This window comes from Flavobacterium kingsejongi (assembly GCF_003076475.1).
Lineage (GTDB): Bacteria > Bacteroidota > Bacteroidia > Flavobacteriales > Flavobacteriaceae > Flavobacterium > Flavobacterium kingsejongi.
On the sequence record NZ_CP020919.1, the window covers coordinates 1,655,788 to 1,668,688 of the forward strand.

Below are 12,901 nucleotides of genomic sequence, written 5' to 3' on the forward strand. Positions count from 1 at the left end.
TAAATATATTCATTCTTTAATAATTACGGTTTTACTCAATTTGGAATCTTTGGAATAACAGGAATCTTTAGAATCCTAATTAATACCTAAAATCTGTAAAATGGATCATGCGGCCAAAATATATATTATCCCGGCATTTTTCGGCTTTCGGTCGCCAATAGTCTGAGAAGTCCGCCCAGGTGTCGAAACCCTCATTAACGGCAAACTTTAAGCTGGCGGCCTTATCGTACGATTTACGGCCGTTAACAGATATTTGCAAATTAGTTTTATCAGCTTCAATAATTACATTTTGGTAGCCGTTAATTTTAAATGGCCGTGAAATGTGAACCATTTCATAACACTTGAGTTCGCCCATTTTTTTACGGATAACGGCTATAGTTGGCACAATGTATTCGTGCGGCTCAAAGTATAAATTAAAGTCGATTATCTCATGTATTTTCGGGGCACAGCAGGCATACACATCAGCATCAAATAATACCCGCACCCGATCTATCATTTGTTCCCTTAATTGGATATCCTTGTTTTGAAGCAACCCCTTTGTAAGTTTTTCGGCAAAATACGTCGGCTTATCATTTATCTGTGATAAAAAATTTAATACCATACTTTTAACGTTTTAGAATAATTAGAATCTTTGGAATCTTTGGAATTCCATTAATATAGAAACCCTGTAAAATGGATTATTTTGCCTTGATACACGCCCTGGGGTGATTTTTTTATAATCGGCTTCCAATAGGCTGCAAAATCACTCCAATAGTCGAATCCGTCATTTAGTGCAAATTTTAGCCTTTCAAATATTTCATGTATTGGGCGGCCATCAATTGTAATTTGGATATTATTATCCGTGATAACCATTACTACTTTTTGAATTCCCATACAATGAAAAGCTGGTGCAAACTGGATCGTTGGGTTTTGGTCGGGGTTTTCGGAAACTAATCGTAACACAGGGATTATAACCTCCCTAATTTCCCAAACATTCTGCTCGTCTTTTCTAATTGTATGTATTTTTTCACCACAAGTGAAATAAACCTTTTTATCAAAATTTAGCGGGCGGCGTTGTTCGGCTTCAATCAAAAAATACATCGGCTTACGATCGCATATTCCTTTAATAATCTTTTCCGCGAAATAGGTAGGTTTGTCTTTTATATGTGATACAAATTCTAAGGGTATAGCCATTTTTAATAGTGTTTTGGAATAGTTGGAATTCCAATTATTCGTTTATTATTTTTAAATTTCTTTTTGGGGAGTTATATTCAAAAATTATTGTTTTTCCTTCGAATTCGGCTCGCATTACATTTGTAGAGTACTTATCAAATGATTTGAGTTGTTTTTTATTTTTAACATCTATAACCCTCAAAGAATTCGTACTTAATGTATCGTAGACTGCGAGTGATCCGTCAGGAGTTATGAGACATAAATCCCCTATATTTTCGTTAATACTTCTTTTGTAATGTATTTCTCCATTTACGTCATATATCAAAAACTTACCCTTAGAGTTAGCAACCTTCCCCCAGTCGTTACATGCTATAAAACCGTTATTAGATACTTTACAATCATGTGGACGTATAGCGTCGATGGAAAATAAAACTTTCTCCCTAGGTGTATGTATTAATGAAATATAACCTTTCATAGAATCATTGCCGGCAGATAAATAGGCTACGGCATATTCACCACTTTCTGAAAAATTAATTAAACCAGTATTTCCAATTATAGTTTGTTCATAAGAGTTTAAAGAACGTCTTTTCGAACCTTTGGATTTCCAGGATTTTTTTTTAAGCAACTCAAATTCTGCTGCTCTTTCTTTCGTTGCCTCATTACTCAAATCAATAATATATTCTTTTCCCAAAATATTGATAACAACAGTTTCGTTTTTTTTATAACTGGAAAATAACCATTTAAAAATGTTCATGTTTTTGTTTTTCCAGGCAAGTTACAAACTTCAATTATTCCAACCTTACGGAAAACCGTAAGTTTGGAATTTTTGGAATTTTTGGAATTTTTGGAATCTTTGGAATCTTTGGAATTTAAAAAGGTTTAAGCTGCTTTCTGCCAATCATCTGCGTAATATTGCTGATTGATGAAAGTTGATAAATGCGCTTTGGCTGTATTTTTACGGGCTAAGTATCTATTATAACCAGGGATTGCCAGGAAGCATTTAATTACGTCGGCAGGCTTTAATTTTTTAAAGGCTTTTTCGGCCTCTACTCGCTTAACTTTATTATCGTAAAGATTCCAAAGGGTTTCGAAAGTTAATTCGGGTAATGCCGTTGTAATCTCAAAATTAGCCTTACCCTTCGGAATCCAAACCGTTTTCATAGCTGATTCGGTTGCAGGAAAATTACCATCGTAAAAAAACCAATTAATTTGTTTTTGGGTGAGGTTTCCGTCCAGGACTTCGAACCTACTTAAAGCACCGTTTAAATGATATTTAAAGACCCAAAGGCCTGGCGCGTTCCTCGCTTTAACTGTATATGTTGTAACTTGCTCCATAGCTAAAATATTTTGTTATCCAATAATCCGGGCGGGCTTTTCGGTACCTCTTATGTACTCCCAATTTGATAGGCCTACGTTTCCGCTGTAACATAAAGCGGTTATACATATCCCCGGCATACTGTCTTCCGGAATTTCGTGAGGGATTATGAAGGGTGTACCATTTTAGCAAGTTTTTTTTTGTTTGTTGGGTAATTACGGTATCGTCGTCAATATCATCAATAACAATAATATTATTTATCTTGTTATGTTTTTCAATTGCTGCGTAACGCTTTTCGGCTGCCTGTTCTTCCTGCTCCATTCTTTTTTTAATTAGTCCTATTGATAGCGAAGCAGATTTAAAAGCTACAGAAACGGCTTTAATTGATTCAGCTATTGTTTCTGCAAAAAAAAATGTTTTAAAATTACTCATGCTATTTTTTCCGTTAATTCGTTAGTAATAATTAGCAAAGCATTTTTTTTATATGTGTCATTTACTAAATGGGAATAGACATATAAAATACCATTTAAGGCTACAGCTTCGTGATACTCAAGGTTAATTTTTACAGCTTTTTTCTTTTGCTCACTCAGCAGCTGCCCGCCAACATGTTGCTTTTTAAGCTTAACCGATGTTTTTGATAGAATACTGCGGACAAACCTTTGGTCGCTGGTTTTTATTTGGACTTGCTCCATAGCCTGTAAACTTTCAATAATTACTTCGAATTGCGACCAGTTTATTTTTAAATCTATTTTTAACATGCTTCGGTGGTGGGTTTAGTTAATACTTTTTTGCAGTCCTCACATACCATAACTGTGGTTTCACATGTGGCCTGTATGGACACAACTCCTATGTATGCGATATCGTGGTTGCATTTCTTTTGAATACTCCAGGTTCCTACCTTTTTTTGCGTTGCCATTACACTTTGTATTTCGTGGTTAGGATAATACGCTGGAGGGCTTTAATAATCTTGGATAGTTCATTGTCTATCATTTCTTTTAAAGGCTTTTTAACCGGTGATTTATCACTTTTTAAAAAATCACTAAGCAGTAGCATATTTGGTACTTCGTGGTGGACTGGGTGGGGTTTCGTCCACTGCAATTCACGCATCAGCGATAGTATTTTTTTATGCTTTGGGTTTAAGGCATCGAAATAAGCCCAATTTTCACCTGTGTGGGGCTTTTCTCCCTGCTTGATAAGGATTTGGTTAGCCTGGTCAAAAGAAAGGTCGTTAAGGCTTGTTTTCGCGTTGTCGTTGGTAGCCCATTGTACATATTCCTCCTTTACCCCGATATCGTAGCCGACATTTCGCCGGATAGCCAGTTTTTGGTCTTTGGTTGCTGTTGTCATTGTCTCGTTATTTTGAATTTTAAAATATCCCCAGCTAAGTTTGCCGGGGATTACTATTATATGTAATAATTGAGTTTATTACTATTTACGCACTTATAAGTACGTTGCGGGCTTATGTGGCTTGAAAGCTGGGTTATTAATAACCCCCCGTTTGTAGTTGGCAAATGCCTTATGTTCTGCACTGGTCAGGGATTCCCTGGCGATCCAGTTATTATACGAATCCTTGTAAACTTCCTTCCCGTTTACCTCGTAAACTTCGTGGTCAGTAATTGGTTTGATTTTTACGGACATGTTATGATTTGTTAAATTGAAACTCATAACCGGCGGGAAAATCAGCTGAGGACATTGCCAGGGGTATATTTACCTTTTTGCCATCGTCCAGGATAGTGTAGGCCTCAATGAACCAGCAAGACCGTACCGGCTTGTAAGCGGCTGCGATGATCTTAACACCGTCGGAAAACTCAGCGTTATTAAACTTCGTTTCCAGCTTTTGCAACTCCAACACCCTGGAGCCTTTCAAATTCCCTTTTGCATCCTTTTTCAGTAAGTTAAATACCATATCGACCAGGGCGGCAGTTTCGGCATTTTTTGACAAAGAATTTATAAACTTCGATACCTTTTCAATCCCGGCGCTGGCGGTGTCGTCCCAACCATCTGTTACACGGTACCCGATTGTAATTTCGCCTATTTCTGTGCTAAAGGTGTGGGTTTGCTGTTTTTCCTTTATTCCGAATACCTGGCTTTTTAATTCCAGGATATTTTCGAAGTATTTAAAAATATCCCTTTTAGCTTCGGAAAGAAGCTGTGATAAAGCGGTCAGGTTTAACAATGCTTTGGGTAGTGTGTCCTGAACTAAATCTTTATACGATTCCCTGGCCGATACCTTTGCCGATTCACGACGATTTAATTCGGCTTTCAATTCATCATCGGACAGCTGTAACACTTTTGCTTTTTGGGTTTCGTTAAAGTTGTCGACGTCCGATTTGTGAATCTGGGATAACCTTTCTTCCAGTAGCGTATCATTTGGATAATTGGGATTTGTTTTAAAGGATTCGGGGCGTGAAGCTGACTTTAAAAAAGTTTCAAACGCTTCATTTTCTGTTTGTGTGTTCATGGGTAATTGATTTGAAATTAATTGTAGTTCTATGACAGTAATATTATTTATGTTATTCGATTTCATTTTTGTAAAGCTTGTCGATTTGTACTAAGGGTTCCCAGTCGTAAACACCGGTTAAGCGGGTAGCCTCTTTTATTTTTTCTTCGATTTCCGCTGACACTGGTTTTGTGGGTGCGTCGGAGTAATCCAATTCATGAAGCAGATGGCCGCGCTCCTGGTTAATCATTATTCGTTCGCCAGCCGTAAATATTGCTTTCTCCTGGGTATCGAATTGAAGCACTATAAAAAGTAGTACTAAGCGTTCCTGTATTTCTTCTTTATTCATTGTCGTTTTCTTTTAAGAGTTTTTCAAGGTTTTGTTTGTCTCGTAGGATAATTCCATATTCGGGCTGGCGGGGTTTTCAATCAACCATAAACCCAAAGACATTATTTTTAATTTGATTTCGTTTTTTCGCATAGCTTAGTTATTTAGTTATAACATAGTTTAACTTCCGGTCGCCTAATCCCATCTATTTTAAAAGGCATAGGCAATTCCTTTGGGCGTTCAGCGTCTAACAGTGTTTTGGGATAAATTGAAAACACTCTTAGGATACATATACCATACAGGTCACCAATTTCGAGTAAGCTTAAATTTTCGTAACGCTCATAAAGCATTATAAATTCGTCATTACATTTTTTAAGTTCGTTCATAAACCAGTGGCATATTTTAGGACTGGCAAACACCTTTTGGAAGTGTTTTTCAGAGACCGAATTGTTTAAACACCATTTGTGATATAATTCCAGGGGCTTGTCGCTTTGTTCCGGTTTTTGATTTAGGAACCATTCAATATCGTTTTCCATTGCTCTAATTTGTTAAGTCGTTCCAATATTCCGCAGCCGCTTCCGGCCATATTACAAAAGGTTCACCACCGCCATACCGGCTTATTGGAAACGCTTTAAAACCTTCTACCCTGATTTTAATATCAGCATCATACCGTATAAATTCTGCGACACTGCCTTTTGGTTCTGTACCGTTGGCGTGGCTTATGAAAATAAAAAGCACGTCGGTAAACTCTTCTTTTAGGGATAAATATTCCTTTTTGGTTAATCCGGTGTATTGTAACGAATCAATAAAAACAATACCCGGCCGCCTCTTTTTTCGTAACCGTTCTTTTAGTTCCGGTATCGGCTCCCTGGCCAGTATGACAAACTTTTCTTTAACTTCTATCATTTTACAGTCATTAATGTTTTTTTGAAGCGATAACCGTGCGCCCTCTTCCAGGGAGTTATAAGCTACTTTTTCGAACTCAGTTAACATTTTGGCCAGGATCATATTAAACCGGGACTTCCCCGAACCTGATTTGCCCCATATTATCCAAACGCCCGACGCTTCCGGCAACCCTAATATTTTTTGCCAAAAAGCATTCAGTTGCAACACCTTAAAAACCATCTTTTTTATTTCATCTACTGAAACCGCGCGCTTTAATCTTGTACTCATGCCATTTGTCTTTTAAAAGCGTGTATTTTTCGTTTAACTCGTCTTAAATCATTTTCGCAGTCCTCAACAACAGCTTTAACCATGCTCTTATCACTTATCCCATTAGCACTACATATTTTAAATACGTCGGTAGAAGTAACCCCGCCTAACTCAATGAACTTGCGGCCTAATCGGCTGTATATCTCGGTATACCCCTTTTTATTCAATTTGCGCCCTCTTCTAATTCTTTTCTCTAAATGATCCGTTGCGCACATTACAAGGGCGCAAAGGTCTTCTAATGCATTAAAAAGGGTAATAAAGAAGTATAACACCTGATCGGGTAGTTTGTCTGCCTCGTCTAAAACGACGATTGGCTCGTCCTTTGCTTTAAGCCGGCGTACAACCTCCGCCATCATATCGCCAACCGTAAGCCCGGCGGAATCATAACCCATCGCTGTAAGCAATTCAGTTAAAAATGTTTTTCGGTTCCAAAACTCGTTACATGATAGTACGTAAGCGTTTTTATTCTTTGCAGCAAATAGTTTTGCCGTTTGTGATTTTCCGGAACCAGCTGCCCCGATGATACCCATTGCCATGCTATGTTTTTTCGCATCTTCTAAACAGAGGGTCATTTTAACGTAGTCGGTGGTTTCAACATAAACCCATTCGGTGGATGATCCGATTTGTGCTGCGACGTTGCGAAACATATCGTCGGTAATCAAATCCCAATTATTATTCATCATTTGGGAAATAGTGGCAGCACTTACATTTTTAAGCGATTGTGCGGCTTTGTTTTGGCTTTCGTGACGGGCGATGTAATTTGATAAGCTTTCTACAATTTGTTGTTTCTGTGTAAATTCCATACTTTTGAATTGTTTAAGTGTTAAGTGTTAATTGTTGGGTAATCTTCCGGCGGACTTTCTCAGGGTGACACCGGTTTTTTATTAATAAATTGATACGTAATCCATTTTATCGGATTCATCACTTTCAAAAACGGCATTGCTGATTTTCTTTTGATAATCTCCAATGCCGTAATTTTCTTCTTGCGGTTTTGAAGCCTGTTTTATTTTTGCTTTCTGCTTTCTACTACTTTCTATCCCTTTAAGCCCTGGACTACGCAGTCCGTAATCTTCCGCCAGGCGGTCATGATCTGCCAGTAATTCGTCCATTTCGTTCCTGGTGTTAATTCTGATCGCTTTATTTTCGGCATTTACTTTTCTTGTAAATTCTGCTTCCCAGTCTTCCTGCTCCTGTGCATTTCGATGTATGACCGTTTTCGGTTCTGCCTCCGCTACACGTCTAAGGCCTAAAGGCGTTTGCTCGTATAAGTGTATTAGTGTCATATCGGACGGATCAAACTTTACAATGAACTTTTTATCTATATTTTTGTGTAACCACTCTTGGTCAGGCATGTTATTTTTCATTACCATGAAATCGTACTTAATCTTTTTCTCAGTGAACGAAATACCGTAGGCATTGGCTGTAACTGGTTTTTCCCTGGTGATCCAAAACATATCTACCATATCCCAAATGGAAACTTCCGGCGTGGCTGGGTTCTGACTGTTTAAATACATTTCTAATCGTGAAACCCCTGTTTTTGGATGCGGCGCAGCGTTCCATTGTTCCCGGCGTTGTTTGTACACTTGTTTCACCTCGTCGAGGGATGGAAGGTTTTTAACATTGTCCAGGATAAATTCCATATTTGCCCGCGATTCCAGCTTTTTGGTGGTAATATTCATCCCAGTAAAAAACCAGTCTCTTTTCAAGTATTCCGCCTGGAATCTTCCGAACGCGTTTTCAATTGTTTTAGACTTACCGTTGTAAGGCTGCGTTTTATTGGTAATTCTTGAAATCTTACTTAAAAAGCTTGATGCCTCTAACTTACCGTGGCCGCCCTGGTTGTCAAACTTGATTTCGTATGGCTTGTGGCCTGCCGTTTGTAAAGCCATTTTAAAGGCAAAATACTGGGCTTCGTAATCTTCTGTTTGGCTAATGTGGTAACCAACAAAAACCTCACTGTAAGTGTCGAAAACCTCGTAAACCTGGCACGTTTTCATTTTTCCGTTTTCCAAATAGTAGTAATTCAACTTTGTACCATCTGAGTACCATAGAGAATCGCGCATACTTGGTAATTTGGTTGAATGCTGATAGGTGTACTTTTCTTTTGCTTTCAATTCCCCGTATCGGTACCCATACCAAAGGGCTTCTATTTTCGGGTCTTGGAGAAAATTCCGCAGGGATAGTTCCGTTTTTAGCGTCGGCCAGTCTAAACCGGTAGCATGTTCGTTGTAATCCCTCAGTAATTGTGCGAAACTTGCGCATTTCCTTACTCTATCACTCCAGCGGGCTAAAACCCAGCTTTTTGCCACGTCGGCCAGCTTTTCGGTGTTTTTGTTGCAAAATCCTTTATGTATCAGGCTCACATACCCCTCAGCGTTGTAAATCTTGTAACGATCCTGCAATCGTCTTTCATTTGCTGGCAAAGAATGCGGCCACGTGTGGCGAGGTAATTCCTGTACAATTGTTGTGATCTTTTCCCAGGGTTTCACTTTCGAACCTAATGCCTTTCGTTTGCTCATTGTCGATTCCAAAATCGTTTTAATGGCATTTAGTACTTCGGCGTTGGCGATATACTCTTTTATACTCTTGTCAGGCAGTGGGTCGTTACTGTCAAGCGTATAGTTGTTAAAGAAGTCGACCGCGTTTTGATCAGTTTTAAGGTAGTCACTAAAATGTATGTGCTTTGCTCTTTCCGTTGGATCGCCAGCCAGGGCGATGATCTTTTCTTTTATATCGGAGCGGATCGTTTCGTACTCTATCAGTGCGACCCTTCCATTTCCCCCGCGCTGCAGCCTTTTAATTTGCCCCCTTAGTATTAGGCTATCAAAATTTGGCTTTGTTAATATACCTTCTTCTATCAGCCAGGCTGCCTGTACGCATAAAATGTTGTTGTTATAGTATTCGAACATTTTTTGGTTGTTTTAATTTTCATTTATGAACTTAGATATTATCGGTTGCATACCTTTTTGATACTGTTTGACACCCTCTTCATATTCTAATATTATTATTTCCGGCTTTTTACCTTTTCGTGAACCTCGTAAACATTTTCTAATGTAGTTTACAGTAACGCTGTACTTAAATGCTAAGGCGTTGAGGATTTCCGTATTGTAATTGTTATTTTTTTGTGTTTCTTTGCTCATAATTTATGTCCTTTTGTACGGGACAAATTTAGTATGAAATATTCATACTAAATATAAATAATATGAATTTTTCATGCTTTTTTTTATATGGATAACGTAAAACATAGGTTTTTCAAGGCTTACGACTACTTGAAAGAAATTGAAGCAGTAAAGAATTTGCAGGATTTTGGTGATAATATAGGCACCAACAAGGCTGGAATTAGTGATATTAAAGCTGACAGAAAGAAAATAAGTGTCGAAAATTTAATTAATCTAAATGAAAAGTTCCCGGTTATTAATATTGATTGGTTGATTACAGGCAAAGGGAGTATGATAATTTCATACTCCAAAAAAGACAATTCGTTATCGCATGTAAAAGAACCTGAGCCAATATATAATCACACACCAAACATTGTGACCGTCGATAACAGTGGAAAGGAAAATATAGTACTGGTTCCTGTAAAAGCTGCTGCTGGTTATTTGAATGGTTTTGGTGATCCGGAATTTATACAAAGCTTACCTACATATTCAATACCTAATATTCAGAATGGGGTTTTTAGAATGTTTCAGGTTAATGGACATTCAATGTACCCAACCCTACACAGTGGGGCTTATGTGGTAGGCCAATTTGTAGAAAATTGGATAAAGGACATAAAGGACGATCGAGTTTTTATACTTGTGTCCAAAAATGAAGGTATAGTTATTAAGCGTTGTCTGAACCGTATTTCAAAGTATGGTACAATATATTGTAAAAGTGACAATAGGCGCGAATACCCCAGTTTCGCTATGGCACCAAGTGAAATATTAGAAGTATGGGAGTTTAAAATGGCATTAACCTGGGAACTTTCCAATCCTGCTGATATATACGAGAGAATTAACGATTTAGAAGCCAAAGTTAATTTTTTAGAGAGTAGAAGTAAATAATATAATGCTAATAAACTAAATAACAGGTGTTTAACAAAACATTGTCGATGCTTAGTAGGTACATAAGTAGGTACTTAAAGCCTAAAACACATCATTTATGATCTGTTTTAGGCTTTTTCTATATCTTTTAAACTGTTAAATTGGTGTTTTTTGAATGCCCAACTGAATGCCCAACTGAATGCGCAACTCTATATTTCACATTTTAAAACCACTTTTCAAAGCATAAAAAAGCCTCTGTAAAGAGGCATCAACAAACAAACCATACATACAGACCTTATATACTTTAAAACCCCTTAAAACGCTATTTTATCAGTGTTTTAAGGGGTTTTAACATGGGTTACATTGGCTCAATGGTAGTATTTAAACAGTACTGAACCTTTTTATAAATCTAAATGGTAGTATAATAGTAGTATATGGTAGTATATGTACAATTCATTATTTTTTTGATTTTGACCTTTTTTATTGTCAAGTCCTTATTTTACTGGGTTTTTCGACCTTTTTTATTTAATGTCTTTTTGTACAATTCATTTTATAGCCCTTAATCCGGGGACTGATGCCTTTGGATCTGGTGGGTTCTGTGAATCCGTAGCAGTGTGCTACGGATCCTGAACCTATTTTATTTACATCACTCCTTTTTGCTTCACAGAAAAGCTGTCAGCCTGCAATTCGAGCAGTTCGATGGCTTTTTTCTTTTTATAATTATGGAGTTCACGGTCTTCGGCAATCTCGGCATATACGTTATCATAGATTCCGGCATCCGTTTTACGCAGCAGGTCGCGTTGGTAATTGTTTTGCTGTAAGTTGGTTTTGATGGCCATTTCGGCATCTTCCTGTTTGAAGTCATATTCTCCTTTTGGGGATAATAATTTGGCAATAATCGGAGACGTTTCAATAGCTAAAAAGAGGAGCATGATAAAAAGTGAAGGGAGTCGTGGCAATTTGTCCAACGCATTGATTCGCGCCATTAGCCCGTCGAATCCATCGATGATAGGCTGGGTTTCGGTTACTTTTTTATCCAGGTCTGCCTGTAAGGCCGTTGCTTTCTTTTCATTATCGGCAATCTTCGCCAGATTATTTTTACGCAGGGTATCCAGTTCCTGTAAGGCCAGGTTGTGCTTGGCAATCTTCTCTTTAAAAACTGGCCCTTTCCCTAATTTGAATGTGCCTTTGGTTCCTTCTGCTTCCGCAATATAGGTTTCATACAGGGTATTGACTTCTTTTTCTTTTTTGGCAATAGCCGATTTTAGGCTGTCGGTGGAAGCTTTATTTTTATCGAGATCAGATTTGAAATAGTTGGCCACTTCTTTTTTATTGTTCAGTGCCATAGCATTCTTTTCTTTCAATAAAACGGTATTGATTTCTTTTTGGAAAATCTTAATCTCCAGTGGTTTTGAAATTACGATAGCAATGATGACCGCCAGGGCAATACGGGGGGTAGCCTGAAGGAATTCGCTCCAGAAACTGTCTCTTTTTCGAATGGTGGATACGATAAACCGGTCAAGGTTAAAGATGAGTAATCCCCAGACGAGGCCAAATGCAATAGCGGGGTATACGCTGTCAAATACTGTAAAGAGGGCATAGGCAGCTGCAATAAATGCCATGACTGCAGTAAAAAATACAGTGGCGCCAATACCGGCGAATTTGGTCTGCTCGCCGTCGGAGCAGCCTTCCAGCAGCTTTTTGTCAGCTCCTGAACATAGGATGAAAAATTGTTGTAACATGATTGATGATTTTTGATTGATGATGATGGTACAAAAGTAACGCCAAATTTTCGATTATGGTATAAGCTACTGGAAACTTTTGTGTTAGGGATCGTAGCGGCATCCTTTTTGGGCGGCTGAAGCATACGGAATATCCGTCCCAAAAGATACAGCGAAGTGCCCGGCCCGAAGGGAACACCATAAAAAAATCCGCCCTTTACAAGACGGATTTTATTGATATGACGGGGCTTTCTCAGGCTTTATTTTTAATCAGGATTGGCATGCTGTATTGTACACGAACCGGTTTTGTATTCAGTTCGCCAGGTTGCCATTTTGGGGATAACTTCATCGTTCGGATGGCTTCTTCGCCTGTGCCGTATCCGGGATCCTTCAATATTTCGTAATTGGAAAGGGTACCATCTGGTTCTACAATAAAGCGGATCATAACTTTCTCGGACATATTACCAGACATTTTGGGTACTTTATATGTTTTTCCGACGAAGGAATATAATCCATTGATGCCGCCCGGAAATTCAGGGGTTTTTGTCAGTTCACCGGGATCGTAAACGGTATCTTCCCAAGGCATAATACTGGGTTTTTTGGGTTTTCCCTGGGCCGAAAGTGGCGCGGACGTGAGTAACAGGCAGGCAGCACAACAAAAGGCAGCAGCTATTTTTTTTAGTAATTTGAAAGTTGTTTTCATATCGATTT

18 protein-coding genes are annotated in these 12,901 nt (G+C 38.3%); 1 reads left to right on the forward strand and 17 read right to left on the reverse strand.

From position 1 onward, the window contains the following. Positions 1-79 precede the first annotated feature (79 nt). The 15 genes from FK004_RS07180 to FK004_RS07250 form a co-directional block, all read right to left on the reverse strand. Complete coding sequence (locus FK004_RS07180; protein WP_108736444.1) at positions 80-601, reverse strand: hypothetical protein; 522 nt, start codon at positions 599-601, stop codon at positions 80-82. 50 nt (positions 602-651) lie between these two features. Further along, entirely contained in the window at positions 652-1,173 is a 522-nt protein-coding gene (locus FK004_RS07185; protein WP_108736443.1) for a hypothetical protein, read from the reverse strand. 34 nt (positions 1,174-1,207) lie between these two features. Then, a complete protein-coding gene (locus FK004_RS07190) occupies positions 1,208-1,906 on the reverse strand; it encodes a hypothetical protein (protein ID WP_108736442.1) in 699 nt (232 codons plus the stop codon). Between the two features lie 125 nt (positions 1,907-2,031). Next, positions 2,032-2,487: a hypothetical protein gene (locus tag FK004_RS07195; protein ID WP_108736441.1), complete on the reverse strand. Its 456-nt coding sequence runs from the start codon at positions 2,485-2,487 to the stop codon at positions 2,032-2,034. Next, positions 2,459-2,899, reverse strand: a complete 441-nt coding sequence (locus tag FK004_RS07200; protein WP_108736440.1) for a hypothetical protein — start codon at positions 2,897-2,899, stop codon at positions 2,459-2,461. The genes FK004_RS07195 and FK004_RS07200 overlap by 29 nt, the downstream gene beginning before the upstream one ends. Continuing rightward, complete coding sequence (locus tag FK004_RS07205; RefSeq protein ID WP_108736439.1) at positions 2,896-3,225, reverse strand: hypothetical protein; 330 nt, start codon at positions 3,223-3,225, stop codon at positions 2,896-2,898. The genes FK004_RS07200 and FK004_RS07205 overlap by 4 nt, the downstream gene beginning before the upstream one ends. Positions 3,226-3,382: 157 nt before the next feature. Further along, positions 3,383-3,814, reverse strand: coding sequence for a hypothetical protein (locus FK004_RS07210; RefSeq protein ID WP_108736438.1), 432 nt, complete (start codon positions 3,812-3,814; stop codon positions 3,383-3,385). A 93-nt stretch (positions 3,815-3,907) separates the two neighbouring features. Continuing rightward, positions 3,908-4,105: a hypothetical protein gene (locus FK004_RS07215; protein WP_108736437.1), complete on the reverse strand. Its 198-nt coding sequence runs from the start codon at positions 4,103-4,105 to the stop codon at positions 3,908-3,910. 1 nt (position 4,106) lies between these two features. Then, a complete protein-coding gene (locus FK004_RS07220; protein WP_108736436.1) occupies positions 4,107-4,928 on the reverse strand; it encodes a DUF3164 family protein in 822 nt (273 codons plus the stop codon). A gap of 52 nt (positions 4,929-4,980) precedes the next feature. After that, complete coding sequence (locus FK004_RS07225; RefSeq protein ID WP_108736435.1) at positions 4,981-5,256, reverse strand: hypothetical protein; 276 nt, start codon at positions 5,254-5,256, stop codon at positions 4,981-4,983. Positions 5,257-5,399: 143 nt separating this feature from the next. Continuing rightward, positions 5,400-5,771 (reverse strand): hypothetical protein, encoded by a 372-nt coding sequence (locus tag FK004_RS07230; protein WP_108736434.1) that lies wholly within the window; start codon positions 5,769-5,771, stop codon positions 5,400-5,402. 4 nt (positions 5,772-5,775) lie between these two features. Continuing rightward, positions 5,776-6,408: an ATP-binding protein gene (locus FK004_RS07235; protein WP_227871679.1), complete on the reverse strand. Its 633-nt coding sequence runs from the start codon at positions 6,406-6,408 to the stop codon at positions 5,776-5,778. Continuing rightward, positions 6,405-7,250 carry an AAA family ATPase gene (locus tag FK004_RS07240; protein WP_108736658.1) on the reverse strand — a complete coding sequence of 282 codons (846 nt, stop codon included), beginning with the start codon at positions 7,248-7,250 and terminating at the stop codon, positions 6,405-6,407. The genes FK004_RS07235 and FK004_RS07240 overlap by 4 nt, the downstream gene beginning before the upstream one ends. Positions 7,251-7,331: 81 nt before the next feature. Beyond that, positions 7,332-9,356, reverse strand: coding sequence for a kinase (locus tag FK004_RS07245; RefSeq protein WP_108736432.1), 2,025 nt, complete (start codon positions 9,354-9,356; stop codon positions 7,332-7,334). Between the two features lie 12 nt (positions 9,357-9,368). Further along, positions 9,369-9,587 (reverse strand): hypothetical protein, encoded by a 219-nt coding sequence (locus FK004_RS07250; protein WP_108736431.1) that lies wholly within the window; start codon positions 9,585-9,587, stop codon positions 9,369-9,371. 129 nt (positions 9,588-9,716) lie between these two features. On the opposite strand from FK004_RS07250, the gene FK004_RS07255 reads away from it, so the two are divergent. Next, the gene (locus tag FK004_RS07255; RefSeq protein WP_157956040.1) at positions 9,717-10,490 is read left to right on the forward strand and encodes a S24 family peptidase; all 774 of its coding nucleotides are present in this window, start codon (positions 9,717-9,719) and stop codon (positions 10,488-10,490) included. A gap of 620 nt (positions 10,491-11,110) precedes the next feature. Here the strand turns inward: FK004_RS07255 and FK004_RS07260 are convergent. Both FK004_RS07260 and FK004_RS07265 read right to left on the reverse strand, forming a co-directional pair. After that, complete coding sequence (locus tag FK004_RS07260; protein WP_108736659.1) at positions 11,111-12,211, reverse strand: DUF4407 domain-containing protein; 1,101 nt, start codon at positions 12,209-12,211, stop codon at positions 11,111-11,113. A 232-nt stretch (positions 12,212-12,443) separates the two neighbouring features. After that, positions 12,444-12,893, reverse strand: coding sequence for an energy transducer TonB (locus FK004_RS07265; protein WP_108736660.1), 450 nt, complete (start codon positions 12,891-12,893; stop codon positions 12,444-12,446). Between the last annotated feature and the right edge of the window lie 8 nt (positions 12,894-12,901).